The sequence below is a fragment of the Streptomyces sp. NPDC001617 genome (assembly GCF_053596855.1).
Window position 1 is genome coordinate 1 of record NZ_JBSFHA010000077.1, and the last position, 20714, is coordinate 20714.

At 68.8% G+C, this 20714-nt stretch carries 17 protein-coding genes and 4 pseudogenes; 6 read left to right on the plus strand and 15 right to left on the minus strand.

The genetic code is table 11. The features are described 5' to 3' along the window. Positions 1-113: 113 nt before the first annotated feature. From ACWC09_RS39700 to ACWC09_RS39710, 3 genes and pseudogenes are all read right to left on the minus strand, one after another. A pseudogene (locus tag ACWC09_RS39700) lies at positions 114-589 on the minus strand (hypothetical protein); the annotation flags it as partial. A gap of 77 nt (positions 590-666) precedes the next feature. Next, positions 667-810 carry a hypothetical protein gene (locus tag ACWC09_RS39705; protein ID WP_450855921.1) on the minus strand — a complete coding sequence of 48 codons (144 nt, stop codon included), beginning with the start codon at positions 808-810 and terminating at the stop codon, positions 667-669. Between the two features lie 420 nt (positions 811-1230). After that, positions 1231-3387: an Ig-like domain-containing protein gene (locus ACWC09_RS39710; protein WP_450855922.1), complete on the minus strand. Its 2157-nt coding sequence runs from the start codon at positions 3385-3387 to the stop codon at positions 1231-1233. A 455-nt stretch (positions 3388-3842) separates the two neighbouring features. Between ACWC09_RS39710 and ACWC09_RS39715 the strand changes: the two genes are divergently transcribed. Both ACWC09_RS39715 and ACWC09_RS39720 read left to right on the plus strand, forming a co-directional pair. Further along, a complete protein-coding gene (locus ACWC09_RS39715; protein ID WP_450855923.1) occupies positions 3843-4142 on the plus strand; it encodes a putative quinol monooxygenase in 300 nt (99 codons plus the stop codon). A gap of 68 nt (positions 4143-4210) precedes the next feature. Next, positions 4211-4609, plus strand: a complete 399-nt coding sequence (locus ACWC09_RS39720) for a hypothetical protein (protein ID WP_450855924.1) — start codon at positions 4211-4213, stop codon at positions 4607-4609. On the opposite strand, the gene ACWC09_RS39725 is transcribed toward ACWC09_RS39720, so the two are convergent. The 5 genes from ACWC09_RS39725 to ACWC09_RS39745 form a co-directional block, all read right to left on the minus strand. Then, positions 4599-5960 carry a CapA family protein gene (locus ACWC09_RS39725; RefSeq protein ID WP_450855925.1) on the minus strand — a complete coding sequence of 454 codons (1362 nt, stop codon included), beginning with the start codon at positions 5958-5960 and terminating at the stop codon, positions 4599-4601. The two genes, ACWC09_RS39720 and ACWC09_RS39725, sit on opposite strands and share 11 nt — an antisense overlap. Further along, entirely contained in the window at positions 5957-7852 is a 1896-nt protein-coding gene (locus tag ACWC09_RS39730; protein WP_450855926.1) for a CocE/NonD family hydrolase, read from the minus strand. Before ACWC09_RS39730 ends, ACWC09_RS39725 begins: the two co-directional genes overlap by 4 nt. Then, the gene (locus ACWC09_RS39735) at positions 7852-8724 is read right to left on the minus strand and encodes a substrate-binding periplasmic protein (protein ID WP_450855927.1); all 873 of its coding nucleotides are present in this window, start codon (positions 8722-8724) and stop codon (positions 7852-7854) included. The genes ACWC09_RS39730 and ACWC09_RS39735 overlap by 1 nt, the downstream gene beginning before the upstream one ends. A 73-nt stretch (positions 8725-8797) precedes the next feature. Further along, a complete protein-coding gene (locus ACWC09_RS39740; RefSeq protein WP_450855928.1) occupies positions 8798-9583 on the minus strand; it encodes an amino acid ABC transporter ATP-binding protein in 786 nt (261 codons plus the stop codon). 3 nt (positions 9584-9586) lie between these two features. Beyond that, complete coding sequence (locus ACWC09_RS39745; protein ID WP_450855929.1) at positions 9587-10348, minus strand: amino acid ABC transporter permease; 762 nt, start codon at positions 10346-10348, stop codon at positions 9587-9589. A 150-nt stretch (positions 10349-10498) separates the two neighbouring features. Between ACWC09_RS39745 and ACWC09_RS39750 the strand changes: the two genes are divergently transcribed. The 3 genes and pseudogenes from ACWC09_RS39750 (at position 10499) to ACWC09_RS39760 (ending at position 13561) form a co-directional block, all read left to right on the plus strand. After that, a complete protein-coding gene (locus ACWC09_RS39750) occupies positions 10499-11581 on the plus strand; it encodes a DUF5937 family protein (RefSeq protein WP_450855930.1) in 1083 nt (360 codons plus the stop codon). Positions 11582-11587: 6 nt separating this feature from the next. Continuing rightward, positions 11588-11824 (plus strand): annotated as a pseudogene (locus ACWC09_RS39755) (FAD-dependent monooxygenase); the annotation flags it as partial. A gap of 540 nt (positions 11825-12364) precedes the next feature. After that, the gene (locus ACWC09_RS39760; protein ID WP_450855966.1) at positions 12365-13561 is read left to right on the plus strand and encodes a UDP-N-acetylglucosamine--N-acetylmuramyl-(pentapeptide) pyrophosphoryl-undecaprenol N-acetylglucosamine transferase; all 1197 of its coding nucleotides are present in this window, start codon (positions 12365-12367) and stop codon (positions 13559-13561) included. Positions 13562-13749: 188 nt separating this feature from the next. On the opposite strand, the pseudogene ACWC09_RS39765 reads toward ACWC09_RS39760, so the two are convergent. From ACWC09_RS39765 to ACWC09_RS39790, 6 genes and pseudogenes are all read right to left on the minus strand, one after another. Next, positions 13750-14526, minus strand: a pseudogene (locus ACWC09_RS39765) (helix-turn-helix transcriptional regulator); the annotation flags it as partial. 391 nt (positions 14527-14917) lie between these two features. Beyond that, positions 14918-15071 (minus strand): annotated as a pseudogene (locus tag ACWC09_RS39770) (DUF2637 domain-containing protein); the annotation flags it as partial. Positions 15072-15171: 100 nt separating this feature from the next. Further along, the gene (locus tag ACWC09_RS39775) at positions 15172-15342 is read right to left on the minus strand and encodes a hypothetical protein (protein ID WP_450855931.1); all 171 of its coding nucleotides are present in this window, start codon (positions 15340-15342) and stop codon (positions 15172-15174) included. 116 nt (positions 15343-15458) lie between these two features. Further along, positions 15459-16190 carry a phosphotransferase gene (locus ACWC09_RS39780; RefSeq protein ID WP_450855932.1) on the minus strand — a complete coding sequence of 244 codons (732 nt, stop codon included), beginning with the start codon at positions 16188-16190 and terminating at the stop codon, positions 15459-15461. A gap of 500 nt (positions 16191-16690) precedes the next feature. Further along, positions 16691-17059 carry a VOC family protein gene (locus tag ACWC09_RS39785; protein WP_450855933.1) on the minus strand — a complete coding sequence of 123 codons (369 nt, stop codon included), beginning with the start codon at positions 17057-17059 and terminating at the stop codon, positions 16691-16693. A 637-nt stretch (positions 17060-17696) separates the two neighbouring features. Further along, positions 17697-18245: a GNAT family N-acetyltransferase gene (locus ACWC09_RS39790; protein ID WP_450855934.1), complete on the minus strand. Its 549-nt coding sequence runs from the start codon at positions 18243-18245 to the stop codon at positions 17697-17699. 484 nt (positions 18246-18729) lie between these two features. Between ACWC09_RS39790 and ACWC09_RS39795 the strand changes: the two genes are divergently transcribed. After that, the gene (locus tag ACWC09_RS39795; protein WP_450855935.1) at positions 18730-19131 is read left to right on the plus strand and encodes a hypothetical protein; all 402 of its coding nucleotides are present in this window, start codon (positions 18730-18732) and stop codon (positions 19129-19131) included. A gap of 446 nt (positions 19132-19577) precedes the next feature. Here ACWC09_RS39795 and ACWC09_RS39800 read toward each other — a convergent pair whose 3' ends face one another. Then, positions 19578-20153 (minus strand): transcriptional regulator, encoded by a 576-nt coding sequence (locus ACWC09_RS39800; protein WP_450855936.1) that lies wholly within the window; start codon positions 20151-20153, stop codon positions 19578-19580. Between the last annotated feature and the right edge of the window lie 561 nt (positions 20154-20714).

Sequence of the window (20714 nt, forward strand, 5' to 3'; positions counted from 1 at the left end):
TCTCAGCATGCACATGCCCAGCGGATGGCCTGCCCGGCGATCAGTACCTCGATCGAGCGATCACGAACCGAGGAAGATCGGACTTAACGCCCACTGAGACCAGGAGCTTCGTGAGCGTGGCTGGTCTGGCCAGAGGTGAGAGCCGCGATGACGGCGACTTGGCGACCATCCAGCATCCTGGCGCCCACGCCCCAGTGTTGTTCGATGTGGGCCAACGCCTCGGACCATCGCCCTGTGGTGGTGAGGCTGCGTGTGCTGTCGGCCAGGACGACGCGCCATAGCCATGCTCGTACCTCACGTTGGTCGTCCTCGGTGCAAGTGAGGTCGGCCGACACGGTGATGCCCTCGAAGGTCCCTCGTCGGTTCGGCGGGCGCGGATCTGCAGGCGGGCGAGGTTGACCAGGGGCTCCAGCGCGTGGATAGCGCCCATGGCTGGGAGCGGGCAAGCATTGAGGGAGGCCACAGCGTGACGGTGGCACATCGCTCGGGCGAGATCCGGAAGGCCGAGGTCGGAGGCGATGAGTGCCGTCTGGTTGAAAACGGTGGAGGCCAGCCCCTGGTCGCTCCGCGCCACGGCTCTTGCAGCCATCTCGGTCACGGACCGTACCCGATCGGGCAGCGGAAGACAGACAAGCCGGAATCGTGCAATCAGCGGAACACGCCTGGCTATTGAGCCGTGATGACCTGCTCGGCACGCCGCTCGGCGAGCGTCGGCGCTGCCTCCCACGCGCGGAACTTCGCCGCGTTGACGCACCGCTTGCCGCTCTTGGTACGGAACTTGACGTTGTCGATGTTCCGTTCGGCAAACAACTCGCGGGTCAGGACATAGTCCTCCGGTGTGGTGATCGCTCGGATGAACGCTTGGATGTCTTCGGGGACGATCGCCTCTAGAAGCTTCTCGAGTGCAACGGGGCTGCCTCCTACCAGTAGTGGATGAACGCGATCGTGTTCGCGGCGGCTGGGGACGCGAAGGCGACGGGCAGCTTCGACGTCTGCACCTCGCGGCGCCACAGCAGCGCGGCCTGACGGCGGTGTCGGTCTGTTCCCTCATCTCGTCGGCGGGCACCGGGACGCCCGGGACTTCAAAGAACCAGCTCCACATATCCTCGGCGGTCAGTCCCACAGGCCGTGCCGGTCCGTCGCCCGTCGGACGGCAGACCGCCGCCTCTGACGAGGCGGCGGTCGGGCACGGCTCCTGCGCTGGGCAGGACCCGTTCGAAGAAACCGGACCTACTTCTTCCGGCAGGACCCGCCCCACGAGCGGGAACCGCGTGAGTGGTGCTCGGGGCACTTCACGTTCTGGGTGAGGCGCTCGAGGGGGCCGGCAAGGTAGTTGCCGTCACCGGAGTAGAAGGCGGTGATGGTGTGCCGTGCCGCTTGCAGCCGCGACGTGCTGATCTTTGTTCGGCTGCAGTGCGTGCCTCCACCCGGTGACAGTGTCCTTGTGCCGAGTACGTTCTTGCCGTCCTTGAACGTCACCGTTCCGGTCGGTGCCGCCGTCGGATGGGTGGGGCAGACGGTGTCCGTGAAGGTCACGGAGTGCCCGTAGATCGAGGGATTGGCCGAGGAGACCAGCCCTGTTGTGACGCCGCTCTTGTTCACTCTCTGAGCGAGGCGCTCGAGGGGGCCGGCGAGGTAGTTGTCGTCGCCGGAGTAGGAGGCGGTGATGGTGTGCGGTCCTACTGCCAGACTCGGTGTGGTGATGTGCGTCCGGCTGCAGTACGTGCCACCTCCTGGTGACAATGTCCCCGTGCCGAGTACGTTGTTGCCATCTCGGAAGGTCACCGTCCCGGTCGGTGTCGCCGTGCTGATGCTCGGGTCGGCGGGGCAGACGGTATCGGTGAAGGTCACCGCCTGCCCGTAGCGCGAGGGATTCACCGAGGAGGAAAGGGTTGTCGCAGCAGGGTTCTTGTCCGCGGCTCTGAAGTAGAGCGCGTGGATCGGCGGATTGGTGGCCGGGACGCCGCTGAGGTTACCGGCGAAGACACCGTGGAACGTGTTGCCGACGGCCTTGAGCTGGTGGAAGTCGCCGAGCACGCGCTGCCTCGGGTCTCCGTTGTTCTGAGGCGTCTGGAAGGTCTGAAGCACCACGTCGCTGAACGTCGCACCGTGGTCCGTGCTGCGGGCGAGGTGGGCCGAGACGATGGGGAAGCCGCCTACCGTCGTTCCGTCGTAGGTGTCGTACAGGACGCCGACCGTGCCGTCGGCCAGCACAGCGACCGAGGGAAGCGCGGCGTTGGTCGAGGTCGACACGTTGGTGGCCGGTCCGGCGGTGAGGCCGCCCGAGCCGTTGGGCGTGAGCCGGCGGATCTTGATCTGGTTGTTCCCGCCCGCATCCTGTCCGTACGCGACGTAGACGTCGCCGTTCGAGGGGTCGACGGCAGCGTGGTCGACGCCGCCGAGCAGGGCGTTGTTGGTGGCGAACTTGTACCCGGGGGCCTGGTCGCTGGGGACGGTGTCCACGGTGAGGCCGTCGGCGCTGCCGTTGAGCGACCAGGTGGCCCCGCCGTCCGTCGAGCGGTTGAGCTTGTAGGTGACGGTCTTGGGCTGGGCGACGATGTTCCCTGTCGACTGCTGGTACAGGGCATAGACCGTGCCGTTGCGGTGGTCGGTCGCCAGCCGCAGGCCGGGGTTGGTCACGAGGGGGAATTCGGTGCCCGCCTTGTGGTCGGCGGTGATGTTGACCGGGTCGGCGCCGTAGGAGACGGCGACGCGGGCGTCCGGAGCGGCGCCGAAGTCGTCATAGGCGACATAGGCGTTGTCCTGGGACGCCGTGTTCGGGTCGCGGTTGATCAGCAGCCACGGCTGGTCGGCCTGGGTGCGGTTCCCGCTCGTGAGCTGGGCGGGGTTGCCGTTCCAGTGCCAGGAGGAAGCCTGGGCCGGATTGGTGGTCGAACCCGTCACCACCTGTGTCAACGGCGGGGTCCCAGGGGTGAAGGTCAGGAAGGTCCCGTAGAGCCTGCCGTCGCGCCCGTAGTCGATGGTCTGGTCGCAGGGGCACCCGGCTGTGCCCGGCACGCCCGGAGGCGGCGGGACACTCGCCTCGTCCGCCCAGTTCTGCCCTCCGTTCGTGGAGTACAGCAGACTCGCGGGGGCGTTCCAGGTGCTGCCACCGAATCTGGTGATGGCCACCTGGTTGGGGTTGGCCGGATTAACCGCGAGGCCGGGCTCACCACCGCCGGTGCTGCCGGCGGACGCGGTCGCGTCGATGAGGAAGACGCCTGCAGGGGCCCTCTTGAGTCCGCGTACGGGGCTGCGGCCGTTGTACACGGTTTTGTCGTGAGGACTGCTGCTCACACTGTTCGGGCCGCTGACGGGCGGTGGCACCACCGGGGTGGCGACAGCATGTGCGGAATTGGGCGCGGCCAGCACACCCAGCACAGACACAGCTGCGACGGTTCTCGCATAAACAGCGAGCTTCGAAACGCTCATGGTGGCAGCATCCACGCCTGCCGAGGCAACAGTTCTTCAAAACGCCGAGCAGGGCTCACACGTCATCCCAAAGAGAAATGGGAAGACTCCGCACAGACGCCTCGAAAAGATGATTTCCTTGTCGACTGGCAAGCGGCTTCCTGCTGATGCGATGCGCGTTTTAATATATAGGAGAAATCGGTATGCATTCATCCCGGGCGTGAATGGATGACGGAACATGCGTCTCATATTTCATGCAGAATTGATGGTCGCCCTCGTCGCGTGCGGCCCGATGGGCCATCAGCACGGGCCTCGTGGCCTGCTGTGTGGCGTCGTCATCCATGACCTGCGTTCCGCATAATTCAGCGGAGAGGGTTGGCTCCGGGGACATTGAGGCGCGGCTGTGCGGATTAGTGATCAAGAGGAGAGTCATGCGCTACGGCTACATCGGTTCGATGAAAGTCAAACCCGGTCACCGAGCAGAGGTGGTCGCAGTACTGGTCGCCGGCGCGGACGGTCTACGCAAAGCGGGATGTGATCTCTATGTCGTGACCGAATCGGCCACCGACGAAGACACCGTGTGGGTGAGCGAGGTGTGGGTGAGCAAGGAGCATCACGATGCCTCGTTGCAGTTGCCCGAGGCGAAGGCTGCCATCAGCAAGGTCATGCCGCTGCTGACAGGCGAGTTCACCCGTCAGGAGACGCACGTCGTGGGCGGTCTCGGTATCTAACCGCAGATGGGTGGGTCAGGTCAGGGGTTGGCCTGCTGATCCACTTCTCCCGATCGGCCTGCCGGCTCTTGCCTGTTGCCGCCGCCCACCCAATATCTCTGCGCGCCGCCGAACGCGAGCGGCTGGAGAAGAGGGCCTACGGCCACAAGACCGAGCACCGGCTGCGGATACGCGCACCGGTGCCGCCGGCGCGCTGGTCGTGTCCGGGGTCGGCCACCGAAGTCACCACGCGTGGCATCACTGGCGCCATCTCCGCCTCCCCCGTGCGCCGCCGGCTCGCCGAGGACGCATTCAAACCCTGGCGGCACCGCTCCTGGATCTTCATCACCGACCCCGACTTCCGCGCCAAAGCCCAGCGCGTTCTGGACCTGTACGAGAAGACCTCCGCGTTCGGGTCGTACCCAGGCTGTGTGACTCTCGCCGGCCTGCCGTCGGTCGCGCCCGCACATCGGCGGATCAGAGGCTGAGGTGGCCGACGCCTTCCCGGATGGCGATCTCCGTGCCGAACGGTTCGGAGAGTCGTTGCAGGCGTCGCAGGATGCGCTCCGCGGTGGGTGGGTCGGCGAGTCGGGGGATACCGCGGTCGGCATCGCGCGGGCCGTCCCAGTGCAGTTCGATGGGATGCAGTTCCACGGCCCGGAGGGCGCCGTCGCCATCGAAGCGGCTGACCGCGACCACGGACTCGTACCAGATCTGCTCGCCGAAGACACCGTGGACCCGTTTGCGTTCCAGGAACTCGGCCTCGGTCTCGTGCTCGCGGCTGCCGTCCTTGTCGTAGGCGCCCTGGGTCAGTGGCTGCTGGGTGTTCTCCATGAAGACGAAGTTGCCGAGGGAGTAGAAGATCGGGCGGCCCCGGTACACCTCGATGCCGCGGAGCTGGTGGGGGCCGTGGCCGAGGAACGCGTCGGCGCCGTTGTCGATCGCCTCGCGGGCGATGGGCGGTAGGAAGTCGGGGGGCTCCTGGCTGTAGTTGCCCGGCTCGTGGGTGTGCATCGTGGCGATGGTGAAGTCGGAGGTCTGTTTGGCCTGTCGGACGGTGTGCAGCACCTGGTGGCGGTCCGACGCGTGCACGGAGAAGCGGAACTCCACGGCGTCGGTGTGGGGCTCGGGACCGGGTTTCGCGGCGTACCGGGTGCCGAAGAGGGTGACGGTGCCGTCTCTGCGGTCGGCTTCGAGGACGGAGGCGCGGACCGAGCCGGGTGGCAACGCGTCGCGGATCAGGGTGAGTTCGCGCAGGCGCTGGGTCGGGACGAGCACATGACGGGTGGTGCGCAGGGCGTTGACGCCGGGGCGGCCGGGGACCCGGCCGAGGGGGTCGGCGGCGCGGGACATGGGCTCGAAGCGGGAGGCGACGGAGACCAGGGAGACACGGCCGGCGGGGGTGGTGAGGAAGCGTGGTGAACGCGCGTCGGCGAGGGTGTCGCCGGTACCGGCGTGGACGATGCCCGCCTCGGTGAGCAGCCGGTCGGTGGACCGCATGCCGGCCACGCCCCAGTCGGTGGTGTGGTTGTTGGCCCTGGCCATCAGGTCGAATCCGATCCGGCGGAGATCCGCGGGCACCCGCGAGGTGCTGATCAGCCACGATCCGCCGGACTCGGCTTCGGGCCAGCCGTCGAACTCCGTCAGGTCGACGGCCGTGCTCTCGAAGTTGCCGAAGGTCACGTCCGCCGACCGCAGCAGTTCCAGCAAGCGGGGCGAGCGGGCTTCCAGGAGCGCGGCGAGCGCGTCGTCCACGACCAAGTCGCCGACGGCGGCCAGGGTGAAGCCGTCGCGCACATTGGCCTGGCGCCAGGAGGGTGACAGCTTTCCGTCGGTCATGCGGGGCGTCCTTCGGGCTTCGGGCGGAGCACGGACAGGGTCAGCCAGGAACGGCCGCCCGTGTGGACGCGGTTGGTGGCGACGGCCTTGCGCCGCTCGCCCACTTCCGGGCCTCCGGTGTTGGAATTGACGTCGAAGCGGGGGAAGTTGCTGGAGCTGACGTCGAGGCGCAGCCGGTGGCCGGCCAGGAACAGGTTCGCCGTGTCCGGCGCCTCCACCGTGATCTCGTACGTCTCCCCAGGCATCATCAGTTCCGGATCGCTGAAGGAGTTGCGGTAGCGGCAGCGCAGGATGCCGTCGGTGAGGTTCATCGCGAAACCCTGCGGATAGTCCTCGCTCGGCGGGTGGACGTCGATGAGCTTGACCGTGAAGTCGGTGTCGCGGGCGGTGGACGACACGGTGAGGTGCACACTGACCGGTCCGGCGACCGCCAGGTCCTCGGTGAGTGGCGGGGTCTGGAAGACCAGCACGTCGGGTCTGCTGTCGAGGGGCAGGTGCGGCTCGGTCACGCCGAAGAACCGGTCGTCGGGGTGCTGGTGGAAGGCGCCGCCGCTCATCACCGGTTCACCGGAGGTGACCTGGCCGCCGAGGGTCGGCACCGGGTCGCGGGGGTCGAAGTCGTATTCCAGGAAGGAGCCTTGGGCGTCGCATGTGTCGGCAGCCGTCGCAAGGGTTCCCGCGCTGCCGAGGACGAGGGTGAGGTTCGCGCTCTCCTCGGGCGGCCAGGAGCTTGCTGTGTGCCAGCGGCCGCCGTGGTCGAGCCGCCCCTCGGCGGTGCGTCGGCCGGAGCCGCCGCCCATGAGGAAGTACCGCACGAGGGGCGGCGGTTCCGCCATGCCGTCCGGGCCGAGGTGCGCGTCGAACCAGCTCAGCCGCATCACGGCGTAGTGCTCGGCGAGGCTGCCGTCCAGGCGGGCCTGCGGGCCGAAGTCGACGTCGCCGGCGAAGCTGCGGCTGCGCCCGCCGTGGGTCCACGGGCCGAGCACCAGGTAGGCCGGGCTGTGCTTCTTCCGGCCGAGCTCGCGGAAGTTCTCGGTGGCGGTGCGGACGTAGGGGTCGTACCAGCTGGACATGTGCAGGCTCGGCACGTCCGGGAAGTCGTCGTAGAAGCCACGGGCGTAGATGCCCGGCTGCTGCCAGTACGGGCCGAAGGCGCCGTTCTCCCACTGTTCGAGGAGGTAGTCCTCGTACTCCGGGACGAAGCGGAGCGGGCTCGCCCCGCGCCGCCACGGCATGCGGGTGAACCAGGCGCTCAGGTCCTCCGACTCCAGCGAGGCGCGCAGGACCGGATCGGTGCGCACCGTCTCGCTCACCTTGGCCCGGTGGAACGCCCAGGTGGCCTGCTTGAGTTCGAACGCCCCGCCCATCCGGGTGCCTGCCTCGTAGGCGCTGGCGAAGCCGCCGGAGTCGAGGAACATCGCGGCCAGGTGCGGTGCGCCCAGGGAGGCGAGGGCGGCCTGGGCGTGCGCGGAGTAGGAGACGCCCATGGTCGCGACCCGGCCGTCGCACCAGGGCTGTTCGGCGATCCACTCGACGGTGTCGTAGCCGTCGGTCGCCTCGTTCAGGTACTTCACGAAGGTGCCCTCGGAGTCGCCCCGGCCGCGGCAGTCCTGTCGTACAACCCGGTACCCGCCCCGGGTGAACACCTCGGCCACGGTCTCGGGCGCCGGCGGGTTCTCGCCGCCGAGAGCGCCGTCGGACGTGCGCGCGGCCCGGCGGCCGTACGGCGTGCGCTCCAGGATGACCGGTCCCGGTCCCGGGTCGGGCCGGTCGGCGTAGACGTCCGCGACGAGCACCACGCCGTCCCGCACCGTCGTCCGCAGCACCCGCCGCCAGCACGCCCGCCCGCCGGGCAGCGGCACCCGCTGCCACTCGTCGTCGCTTGCGGGCATCACTTGGCTCCGGGGAACTGGGACTTCAACGCGGGCCATGCGGCGAGGAGTTCGGGCTGCGGCTGGGTGGTGAAGTACTTGCGGTACAGCTTGGCGTAGGTGCCGTCCGCGACCATGGCGCCGATCTCCTTGTCGAGGGCCTTGAGGAAAGCGGTGTGGTTCTTGGGCACCGCCATCGAGGTCGGGTGGTCCACCGGCGCGGACACCGCCTGGCGCAGGCCCTTGTACTGCTTCATGAACTCCGTGGCATCCGGACCCCCGACCAGGAAGGCGTCGATACTGCCGTTGAGCAGCTGGCTCACGGCCGCGTTCTGGGCCTGGAAGCGGACCGGCTGCGCCTTGGGTATCCGCGTGGGCAGTTGAGCCTCCTGCGAGGATCCGGTCACCACGCCCACGCGCTTGCCGTTGAAGCCGTCGAAGGTGGAGATCTTGCTCTTCGAGGTCGTCAGGACGGCCACGGTGCTCCAGAACAGCGGCTTGGTGAAGTCGACGCTCTTCTGCCGCTCGGCGGTGACCCCGAGCCCGGAGGAGGCCAGGTCGTACTGACCGGCGGTCAGGCCGGCCAGCGATCCGGTGACGGACGTCGACTTGTAGTCGACCTTGAGTCCGAGACGCTTCGCGGCCTCGTCGGTCACGTCGACGATGAAACCGGCGGGCTTGCCCGAGTCCTCGGCGTAGGCGAAGGGGGGCTGGCCGGTCTGGGTGGCGGATCTGATGGTGCCGGCCTCGATCAGACCGTACGGGTTCGACGCCTTGCCGGTATCCGCGCTGCCGCTGCCCCCGCAGCCGGCGAGCGGGAGCACGAGACCGGAGAGGGCGGCGAGGGCGAGCAGTCTGCGACGATCAAGAACATTACGGGACGATATGGACATGGAAGGGTCTCCTTGGGGAGGGGTGGGCGATACCGGGGGTGGTACGGAGGGGCGGGCTCGGAGAAGCGGCGCTTCAGAGGACGCGGGCGAGGAACTCGCGCAGGCGGGCCGTCGCGGGGTCTTCCAGGGTCTGGCGGGCGGGGCCCGACTCGGCGATGCGGCCCTCGTCCATGAAGATCACTCGGTCCGCGACCTCACGGGCGAAGCCGATCTCGTGGGTGACGGCGATCATCGTCATGCCGGACGTGGCGAGCAGCCGCATGACGTCGAGCACGTCCTTGACGAGTTCGGGGTCCAGCGCGGAGGTGGCCTCGTCGAACAGCATGACCTCGGGCTCCATCGCCAGTGCGCGGGCGATCGCCACCCGCTGCTGCTGACCGCCCGAGAGCCGACTCGGCCGGGAGTGGGCCAGGCCCGCGAGGCCGAGCCGCTCCAGCTGGGTCATGGCGGCGGCCTCGGCCGCCTCCCTGCCCATCCCGCGGACCTTGCGGAGGGCCACGGTCACGTTGTGCAGGACGCTCAGGTGCGGGAACAGGTTGAAGTGCTGGAAGACCATGCCCACCCGGGTGCGGACCGCGTCGACGTCCACACCGGGACCGGTGATCAGGTCGCCGCCCAGGCGGATCTCGCCCGCCGTCGGCGGCTCCAGCAGGTTCATGCACTTGAGGAGCGTGGACTTGCCCGAACCGGACCGGCCGATGACACACACGGTCTCGCCCGCTGCGACATCGAGATCCACACCACGCAGGACCTCCACCTCGCCATAGCGCTTGTGCAGGTCGCGCACGGCGACCGCCGCCGCAGTGACCGGCCCCGCCTGGTCGGCGGCGGAGTGCTTCTCGGACAGCGTCTTGGCCATGGCTCAGACCTCCATCACGGACGGGGCGGGCATGCCCACGGCCGGGGTGGCCGCGGGTTTGTTCGTCTTCCGCCCGCCGGTGCGCAGGCGCAGGTCGAGCCGGTTGACCAAGAAGGTGAGCGGGATCGTGAGCATCAGATAGCAGGCACCGGCGGCCACGAGCGCGGAGGAGTTGTACGTCGCCGCCTGCCGCTCCTGCGCGATGAAGTAGAGCTCGCGCTGCCCGAGGCCGAGCCCGAGCAGATACACCAGCGCGCTCTCCTTGATGTCGATGATGAACTGGCCGGCCAGCGCGGGCAGCACGTTCCGTACACCCTGCGGGACGACGATCACCCGCATCGCGGTCAGATAGGACATGCCCAGGCTGCGGGCCGCGCTGAGCTGCCCGGCCGGAACGGCCTGGATGCCGGACCGGAAGATCTCCGCCAGGTAGGCCGCCGATATGAGACCGATGGCGAGGACCGCGTACCCGAGCGGATCCCGGCCGAACGGCCGGATCCCCGCCGACGGCAGGCCCAGGCCGACCAGGCTGACGGTCACGATCGCGGGCAGACCCCGGAACACGTCGACGTAGATCCTTGCGGGGAGCCGCACCCACCGGCGGTGCGACAGCAGCAGCATCGCGAGCAGCACGCCGAGCACGACACCGAAGACGATCGCCAGCCCGGCGATCAGCAGGGTGTTGCGCAGGCCCTCGGTCAGCAGGACGGGGAACGCCTTGAGTAGTTCGTCGGGGTTGAAGAACGTCTGCAGAAACAGGTGCATCGGCCGGAGCCTCTCGCTGCTCGGACTGCTCGGAGCGGAATCGACGACTGCTCTGAGCGGCGGGAATTGGACGCAGCCTAGGTCGGCCGGCCGACGTCGGCGGCGACGCTTACCGCACACGCGGCAATCATCCGCTGTACGCTGCGCCGCATGGCCGTGGTCATCACCTTGCAGGGCGCGGTTCCGGCGGACGTGGCCGTCGGTGTCTCACCGCTGGCCGAGCTGATGGCATGCCTCCACTCGATCGCCGAGCCCGAGCACCACCTCGACGTACGCCCGTGGCTGGAACGCGTACGCACCGACCTGTCTCCCGAGTCCCAGAGCCTGATCGCGGTCTACGCGCCCCTGTGGACCCGGCGGCGCTGCCGTCTGCTGATGCCGCTGGAACCGCCCCTGGGACGGACGCTGGAACAGGAACTCGACCGTCTGGAGGCGCTCCCCCTGGACGACTTCGTGCTGGGCGTCGCGCCGAGTGTGCACGGCGGCGTCTTCGACACCCGCGACCTGCTCACCGACGAGGCGGTCCGCGACGCCTACACGGTCTCCAGCGAACGGCGCTCCTTCAGCCGCGGCGAGTTGGCCCGCAGCCTGCTCCAGGCCCCGGAGCGGATGCGGACGGGACTGCTGGAGCTGCTGCGGCGCTGTGCCACCGAGTTCTTCGACGCCGAATGGGCGCGGGTACAGCACCGGCTGGAGAGCGAGTGCACCCGCCTGCGGGCCCGGGTCCAGGCGCTGCCGCTCCCCGAGGCGCTGGCCTCGCTCAGCCCGAACGCCGTCGTCCGCAACAACCCGTCGGCCGTCGTGTACGACAAGCTGCAGTCGCTGCGGGCCGACCTGCGCGGCCGTCGCTGCCTGCTCGTACCGTCCGCGCACTCCCGACCGCATCTGATCGTCAAGGACGACCCGCCCTACCCGCTCGTCGTGCACTTCCCCGTCGAGAACACGGCTCAAGTGGAACGGGCCACGCTGGCTCAGGTACGGCTCAGACTGGCGATCCTGTCCGACCCCGCGCGACTGTCGCTCTGCCGGCACCTGGTGAACGAACCGATCACCACATCCGACCTGGCCGTACGGACGGGGATGACCCTGCCCCAGGTCTCGCGCCACCTCGGACGGCTGCGCGAGGTGGGCCTGCTGACCTCCCGCAGGGACGGCCGACAGATCTACCACCGGTTGGACACCGACCGCCTCATGCATCTGGGTGTGGACGTGCTGACCTCGATCATCCGCTGAAGTCCGGTGCCGACGTTGGGGGCGGGCGCGAACCTCGCGATGCTGGAAGGCGCCGAACTCGCCGAGTCCATCGCCGCCGCTCCCGGTCCTGAAGATCTGGACGAGGCCGTCCGCGCCTTCGAGGAACAGATGTGGGCACGGGCCGGCAGATGGGCGAAAATCACGACAGCCGGTCTGGAACGCCTCGTGAGCCCGGACCCCACTCAAGCCCTCGCCCTCATCGACCAAGTCCAGCCATCCTGACTGCCAAGCGCGAGAGCACCAGCGCCAGCAGCTCGCCACGGCTTCATGGGGCTGTACGGGGCACGGCCGCGGTGGTCTGACCGCCGCCGGAAACGGCCGTGAGGCGGCCGCGGATGGCGTACCGGTGGCGGGGTGAGGGCTGCGCGGCCGGGTGATCTCCTCGTGCTGGGCGCGGCGATGCGGGACAGCGCGAGGATCTTGAACTCGGTCAGGTTCTCGAGCGTTGCGTTTGGCGGGCGATGGGTTCCCGGAGGGGATGGAACCCGGCGCGGTTGATCCCGGTCTCCGCGGCCAGCGTCTTGAGGTCGCATCGGCCGCCGGGCGGGAGTTCCCCGCGACGGAGACGGTCCATGGCTGCCCGGATCGCTCCCTCGTTTCGTCGGCGTTCGGTGCTACTGATCTCTGCAAGCGCGTCGGCCCCTCGCAGGCACGGCGGTCGCCGCCGGCCTCGCCCCCGGTTCGCGCCGCTGCCGGCCGTACCAGCCGGCGGTGACGCCTCTCACGGTCCGCTACGGTACGGGCGACGTCCGTACGGGCCAGATGGGACCCCTCTTGGTGAACAGTGCTCATGACTCCGCGACCTCTGGTGTCTTCAAGTTGGTTGTGACGGGCGGCGGGACCGGGGGACACACCTACCCCGCCCTGACGGCCGTTCGCGCGCTGCAGGACCGGCTGGCGGCGTCCGGCCGGGCACTTGAGGTGCTGTGGATCGGTACCGAGACCGGCTTGGAGGCACGGGTCGCTCCTGCCGAGGGGATCGCGTTCACGACGGTCGCCACGGGCAAGATCCGGCGGTCGGCGAACCCTCTGAAGATGCTGTCGGCCGCCAACGTGCGGGACATGGCCCGGGTGCCGCTGGGCGTGGCGCAGGCCCGCAAGGTGATCTCGGACTTCCGGCCGGACGTGGTGCTGGCGACCGGCGGCTATGTGGCCGTTCCGGCCGGGCTCGCGGCACGCATGTGCCGGCGACCACTGGTACTGCACGAGCAGACAGTGCGGCTGGGGCTGGCCAACCGCAAGCTCGCCGGATCGGCGACACGGATCGCGGTGTCCTCGGAGTCGACGCTGGCGCTGCTGCCCGAGTCCTCCCGCGAGATCGCCGTGGTCACCGGGAATCCGGTACGGCCTCAAGTGCTGTCCGGGCACGGGGAGAAGGCGATCGAGGCACTGGGCCTGAGCGGGTTCGACGGCCGGCGGCCCACGGTGTACGTCACCGGCGGTGCGCAGGGCTCTCAGCAGATCAACGAGGTCGTGGCCGAGGTGCTGCCGTGGCTGCTGAGGTATGCGAACGTCATCCATCAGTGCGGGCCCGCCCATGTCGAGATCCTGCGCCGGCAGACGGCGCTGCTTCCGGCGGAGTTGGCGGGCCGGTATCACCTGACCGGGTTCGTCGGCGGGGAGCTGCCCGACGTCCTGGCGCTCGCGGACGTCGTGATCTCGCGCAGCGGGGCGGGCACGCTCGCCGAGCTGACCGCGCTGGGCAAGGCCGCCGTGTTCATCCCGCTGGCCACGTCGGCGGGCAACGAGCAGATGTACAACGCCCGGCACCTGCACGAGGCGGGCGCCGCGGTGGCGCTGCTCGACGAGGTCACCGGGCAGGCACTGGCCGGGGCCCTGGAGCCGCTGCTGGCCGATCCGTCGCGGCGGGCCGCGATGGCCGATCGGGCCCGTGCATACGGTCGGCCGGACGCGGCCGAAAGGCTGGTGGACGTGATCCTCTCCGCCGCATCCGGCTGACTTCTGCCGGGAGTCCAGAGGTGCCGGTCGCCTCCAGCTTCGACGAGCGCGGCGACCTCGACGACCTCGGCGAAGGCGTCGCCGGCGCCGTCGTACGGGTCGGGGACATCCTGCCCGTCCAGGTACATGCGGAGTTTGGTCTCGTCCTCACTGCCCGGCGCGGCGGTCATGATGACAATCTTGAGCTCGGTGTCGCCGTCGGTCAGAACATCGCAGTCCACCGTGACCGGGCCCACCGCCGGGTGGTCAACCGTCTTGTGGACCTCGCGGTTCGCGGCCACCTCTCCCGTCGCCCACAGCTCGGCGAACCTCTCGTTGCCTGCGTTCAGGTCGCGGACCAGCGCGGCCAGGCGCCTGTCCCGGGGGAAGCGGCCGGTGGCGCGCCGGAGGTCGGAGACGAGGGCGGCGTCGGTGATGTCGGGGTCCGCGTCGGTGACCGGCCACAGCGCGAGGGAGGTGTGATCGACGTCCACCGGGAACCTGTCGCGAGCGAAGTTGCGCATCCGCGGCGGCGAGACCAAGGGGTCGCCCAGCAGGGCGGCCCACCCATGGTTCCACCACACCAGTTGCCAGTCCGCAGCGAACACGGCAACCGGTACGTCGCCGAGGCGGACGAGCACTCGTTGCATGCCGGGCGGGAGATGGTCGCAGATCGTGCCGTCCGCCGGCGGCACGATCCGGGCCAGTCGGTAGAGGTGGTCCCGCTCGGCGGTGGACAGCTGGAGGGCGCGCGCCAGGGACGCCACCACCGACGCCGAGGGTGTCGTGGCCCGCCCCTGCTCCAGGCGTACGACGTAGTCGACCGACACTCCGGCCAGGTCGGCCAGTTCCTCGCGCCGCAGCCCGATCGCCCGGCGCTTGCGGACGACCGGCAGCCCGGCGGCCGACGGGGGCAGCCGGTTGCGCCACGTGCGGATCATCGCGCCCAGTCCGGCTCCAGGGGGTGTCGTCGTCATGCCCTCCATCCTCCCGCGTCCCGGATCACCTGCGGGGGCGCGAGGGTGGTACTGGTCTTCCCACCGTCGAAGCGTCCCTGGTCCGGCTCCCGCGTCAAGGCCTGGCCGCGTTGATGCCGTAGTGGTCCTGGAGCCGAGGAGCGAACCGCGCGCTCGTGGGCTCGGATCCGAAGGCGGCCACCCAGTCCTGGTGAGCGTCGACCAGGTATCGGGGCGCTGGCCTCATCGTCTCCAAGTCCATGCGTCTGCCCCAAGTGAGCGGCTCGCGTCTCCCCCAACGGCGCGGGCTTGGCGCCGCCCACCTCCACCGGTCCCTGCTCCTGCTCAACGACGGCGGCCTCGAAATCCGAGCTCTGCCGCTGCGCCACGCCCTCGGCCCGCCCGAAGGTGAACTGGATCGGCGGCTCATCAATGCCGGCGGCAGCCGGACCGGCCGAGGCCGTCTCTGCCAGGGGGACACCGTAGCGGGCCAGGCGCAGCGGCATCAGGGACTCCACCGGAGCCTTCCGCCGCCGGGCGCGGCCGATGCGGGAGCCGAGACTGACCTGGTAGACGCAACAGCCCCGGCGCGCAGCACGGCGGACAGGCACATGGCGGGGTGTCCGGGCGGAAGCATGGTCTCCTCAACGTCCGGCGTACGGTGCGGAATCAGCATCACCGCACGGCCGCCCACCTGCCCAGTCCAAGGCCTGCCGACTCTCGTTCCTCGGCGAGCTGCTCGCTCACCCGCTCAAAGACCCGTTCGGCGACGGCGAGTTCGTCCCGCTCGGCCCGCACCTCCGCCAGCTGCTTGGCCGGCTGTTCTTCGAGTTCGTCCAGTTCCACGCGCCGCGAGTGATCCGTTCCAGCAGTTCGGGATCCAGCATGCGTCGGATGGCAGGAGGCCGTCCGACCGCCATGGGCAGGAACCGGCGAACGGAGCGCGGCCGTTACCCACGCGCTCACTGCACTGAGCGTTCCAATGCATCTCGATGATCGGAAACCCACTCATAGGCCGACTGAACTTGCTTCACCGCCCCGGCATCACGGAGCCGGGCCATGGCGAGGTCACCCGCATCGGCCTGGGTCGCGATGCCCCGCCAGCACCGGTCCTGCCACCACAAGATTGTGGACACGAGACGTTGCCTGTCGGGCAACTCGTAGCTGTCAACGATCAGCCTCATCCGTCGGGCTGCCTTCTCGACGTCGGTGACCGAAGGGCCCAGACCAAGGTACTGCCAGCAGACATGAGCGATGTCGTGGATCCGCGCGCCCGGTGCCGCAAGGTCCCAGTCGATGAATGCCACTGGCCGAAGCTCGCCACCGCACAGCTGATAGACCGTGTTCTTGGGCGACAAGTCGTTGTGACACACGACCTCTTGATCTCCGGCCAGCGGGGTGCCGGCCGTCAGGTCATGGAACTCACGCACGAGCCGGGCGACCGTCACCAAACTCTCGTCCGATGACACAGCAGCAGGTTGTCGCGGCTCCCATGCCACGTGGCCATCGAGGTGACTGAGGACTTCACGGCCCTCGTCGTCCACACCGAGATACCGCGGAGCACCACCCCAGCCACTGGCTTCAAGCAACCTCAGCAGATCACCCACGAACTTCGCCGAAGCTGGACGGCGCACCGTGTCCCCGACACGAACGACCGCATTGACGAAACCTCCGGGCAAGAACGGTTCAGGCATCCGTACACCCTGCCTGATCGCCACCTCTAACGCTCATCACTTGTCCCTACGCTTGATCCGCCCCAGGACGCTCCGCCAGATGATCTACTCCGCAGACTCCGGCCCACGACCAGCGCGAGCACCCCCCGACAGACGGTCACACCAGCCCTTTGACCGGCGACGTCAAGGTGGCGGGTGCTCACGGCAGTGCATGTCACCACGGCGGGGAGAGTTTGCCTCATCGCGAACCGGCCGTGAGGACGGGCTGGGCGTGGCGACGGACAAGAGTGCCGGCCGGCTGCGACGCCCCGCTCTCCGTGGTGAGGCAGTCCATCGAAGCGCAGAACCGGCCGGCGTGAGTACCGCCCGGCTCCGCCGGGACCCGCTCTCGCGACGCTCCGCGTCGCTCCTATCTGACTCGCATCACCACCGGCCTGAAGGCCGCTGCGCAGAGAATGAATTCCGGTGGCTGGGGCTGTTGACGCGGTCTTCGGCCCACCAGCACATGCCCCCGAACAGCATCACCGAGCCGGGATCGGCTGAGTGAGGTTCACCGGGTTGCCGTCGGGATCCTGGATGTGGGCGACGCGCTGTCCCCACGGCATGTCGTTGGGGCCGCCGCGGACCGAGCCGCCCAGCGCCTCCACCCGGCCGAGCGTCTCGTCGACGTCGTCGACACCGATGCTGAGCAGGATCCGCGAAGCCGCCCCAGCACCCGGGTTCGCCTTGGCCACCAGCCCGAGGTCGGTGTCGCCGATACGCAAGCCGAGGTAGAAGACCGGGCCTTCCGCCGGTACTCGGAAGATCTCCTCAGCGCCGAACAATTTCGTATAGAAGCCGAGCAGAACGTCCTGGTCGGCAGTCACGATCACTGGCTGGATGGTGGACATGGCACTCCTGTCGAGAACGGTCGTGTCGCTGGGTAGACCGTTCGAGGACGCTGAACTCATCGGCAAAACCACCCCGCCGGACGATCTACGACACAGACTGCCGCCCACTACCAACACGAGCACCCCGAAACGAGGTCACGCCGCCCCGCTGACCAGCCACTTCAGGATGGCGGAGCTTCGCTGAACCCGCCCGCCAGGTCCGCTGCGGCGCCGACGGCACCCAGGACCCGGCGGTCTTCCAGTCCCTGCCGGATACCCCCGCCGGGCCCGCCCGGCCCCCGACTACTTCGCCACCAACCTCAACAAGTGACCGGCTTGGCCATCGAGGCGATGACACAAGCGCGCACGGTGGTATGGCCAACAGAGCGGCAGCAGCAGCTGCCGCCCGTGCTACGGGCGGTATACGCGTCGGCGGTTTGTCGAGACGCACCCGTTCCTGATTCTCCTGCTCCTCGAGGGTGAGCCCGCCCCTGCTCCCCCGAGCTCAAGCCTGAGTGCCTGCGCTGCGCCGGCAGGACGATGCTGGTGGCAGGGGGTGTTTCCAGCCTGGTTGATCAGCGCGCGGCGAGGTCGAGCGCTGTTCCGGGCGACGGCGGATCGGTGGTCTCGTGGGTGCGTCATGCTGTCGGGGGCGCGTTCAGTGGGGCGGTGTGGCTGGGGGCCGCATCCCGAACCACTGCTGGGCGCCGTACTCCTCGAACTGTTCCACCTCGGTGAACCCCAACTTCGCTGCGAGGCGCATCGAGCGGTCGTTGGCGGTCTGGGTGCAGAGGACCACTGGCTCGCCGGGAAGTGCGGCGGCGAGCCAGTCGAGTGCTGCTGTGCATGCCTCGGCGGCGTATCCGTATCCCCACGCCTTCGGAAGGAACATGTAGCCGAGCTCGGCCTCTGCGGCATCCGGACGGACCTGCCCCGGGCGCTCTGCGTCGCGCCGGACGAGCGTGATCATGCCGATCATTGTTCCGTGGAGATCGACCACGAAAAGGCCGGGGCGCCGCCCGGGCACCTCGGGCACCGCATGCTCGAGTTCGTGACGGGGTCGCGGGCCACCGATGTAAGTGCCCACCTCGGGCGAGGCGAACAGCTCGATGAACGCCGTACGGTCCCGGGCCTCGGGCTCGCGGAGCATCAGCCGTTCGGTCCTGATGGGGGCAGGTGGCCAGGCGACGGGTCCGAGCTCAGTCATGGCGGGCAACCTAGCGCACGCCCGCCGGGCAGGGGCCTCGGACGACCGGCAGCGGCAGCGGCAGCGGCAGCAGGTTTGGCCCGTCGGCCCGGTCTGGAGCTCGGTGCCTGTCCCAGGCTTCACGCCGCGCTTGGCACTGAGCGTCTTTCTGTCTCAGAGTGAGGCGGTCAGGTCCGGGGTGAGGGCTGCTTTGGCCAGTCGTCCCGAGAGCGGGTGCCCGGGTCGACATCGCACGCATGCAGCGGACCGCAGCAGCGAGGGCGCCGAGGTGCGGTGGGGGTCTCATCCCAGGCCGAAACAACGGTCAGCGCACCGATCAGGAACGGGGGCCGGACCCTCCGTCTCGCCTGCGCCGAGGGGTTGAGTCCGCTGTCAGCTACCGCAGGAGTTGACTCTCGAAGTAGGCCACTCGTTTGACGACGCTGACCATACTGACTGCGATGCTCCCGGCAGGGCGAGAACTGGGGGTCATCGAGTGAAGATCATGAGGAAGGCGACGGCCGGGGCGGTAGCGGCGACGCTCTGTCTGGGCGGGATCGTCGCATCGGCAGGCAGTGCCCAGGCGTCGAGTTGCACCATCAAGAAGTGGCACTACACCGGGTCCTACAAGTGCGGGACCACGGTGCTGTCGGCCGACTGGACGGGGAATGGCAGTGTGGACGAGGTCTTCGTCGTCGCGCCGAACCGCCATATCTGGCACGTCTGGAAGAACGCCGGCGGGTGGAAGGAGATGCCGGGAGGCGGACGGGCTGACAACATGTCCGGTTACACGTTCTGGGACGGAGTCGAGCGTTGCGTCACCGTCCGCGTGAACAGTAGCCCTCACTACTACCAGAACTGTTTCTACAGCGGGACGTGGCACAACTGGACCGTTGCAGGCGGGTGACAGGCCGTCCCCAGCACGGCGCTTGCCCGGGACCGGACCGGGAGGGGAAAGGAGCACCGGGGCTGATGGCCTCGCAGCCGTCCTCATCGATGCCCAGGACCCGCGGGGCGTCCCACTGCTTCGAAATGGCGCTGCAGTGCGTGCACCGTCTCGGTCCAGGGCCAGCGCCATGATCGCGTACGTTCGCCGCGTTGATGGTCGTGGCGGCTGGATGTGGGGGTGGCGTCCGATCCGATTGCTGGAAGCGCCGGCTGAGCCTGTCCGCGTGGGCACGCTGACCGACCAGGAGGGGCAGCGGCTGCAGAAGATCGTGCGCCGGGGCAGTACGAGTTCGGTGCGCGACCGGCGCGTGATCGGGCTGGCTCGCCTGAGTGGAGCCGATGCGGACGCTGTGGCCGCCCGGGGCGATCGGGCAGAGCGGCGGGGGCGGAACATGGGCCGGGGGTTTACGCGGCGAAGCCCACGGAGGTGACGTATTCGTACTCGCCCCACTGGCTGCCGAGGTCCACTGCGGCGTCGTTGATCCAGGCCTCGTCGAGGGCTTCATCGTCGTTTGCAGCCCAGGCCTCCACGATGTTCTCCCAGTGGCGGACGTTGAGACTGCGGTACCCGATCTCGCGCTGGCGAGGCCTGGGGACCTGGCTCTGGTTGAGCGGGTGGAATTCAACACGGGTGCCGCGGCCGTCCCGGTTGAGGCGGGCAAGGAGATAGCGGGCCACGTTGTGGCGGCGCACCGTACGGTACGCGGTCTCGAGGTGGTGCAGGTTCTTCCTGGACGGGCTCTGCTTGCCGTCGAGCCAGGCCCTGAGGGTGCGGTCGGTGACGGTGAGGCCGGCATCACGGGCGGCCTGGCGGGCGTGGTCGGTGCGGGTGAGGTAGTGCAATCGGGCGAGCAGGCCGCGCGGCTGGGTGATCGGGGTGGAGATGAAGCCGGCGAGCGCATCGAGCCGGCGGGCCACCGCCTCATGTCCCTTGATACCGCGGGCCCCGTATTTCCCGAACTCGATATTCCTCTCCGGCACTCTCTCCTCCTCGCCCTGAGGTCAAAACGACAAGCACTCTCGAGTGACCATTCCAACGCAGGCCAATCCTACCGGATTTGAGAGGCCAGAATTACCACGACTCAGCCAATTAGTCGCTATTCCACGAGATGTTCAGGATACTGTGAGCGAATTTCATCGGGCGTCCCCGACCTCCTGCCGCCGGGTCACCTGGAGAGGGGGCAAGGGGTGCGGCACCACGACTGCCCCGCTGAACGGATCACGCCGAGGCCGAGAGTCAGAAGGACCCACCCGGGCGCATCCGCGATCCACTCGGTGATCACGGTCAGGGATCAGACCGGCGAGAAACCGGGCCAGCCAGACAGCGTCGGCAGTGAGCGTTTTCCAACCTCCAGGTCCTGGTGCTCTGTTGGGCACCCTGGTGTCCGGGCATCGCGAAGCACCTGTCGATCCGCAGGGTCACGCCCGCCGCGCTGACGCAGGCGAAGGCGAAGGCGAAGGCGAAGGCGAAGGCGAAGGCGAAGGCGAAGGCGAAGGCGAAGGCGAAGGCGAAGGCGAAGGCGAAGGCGAAGGCGAAGGCGA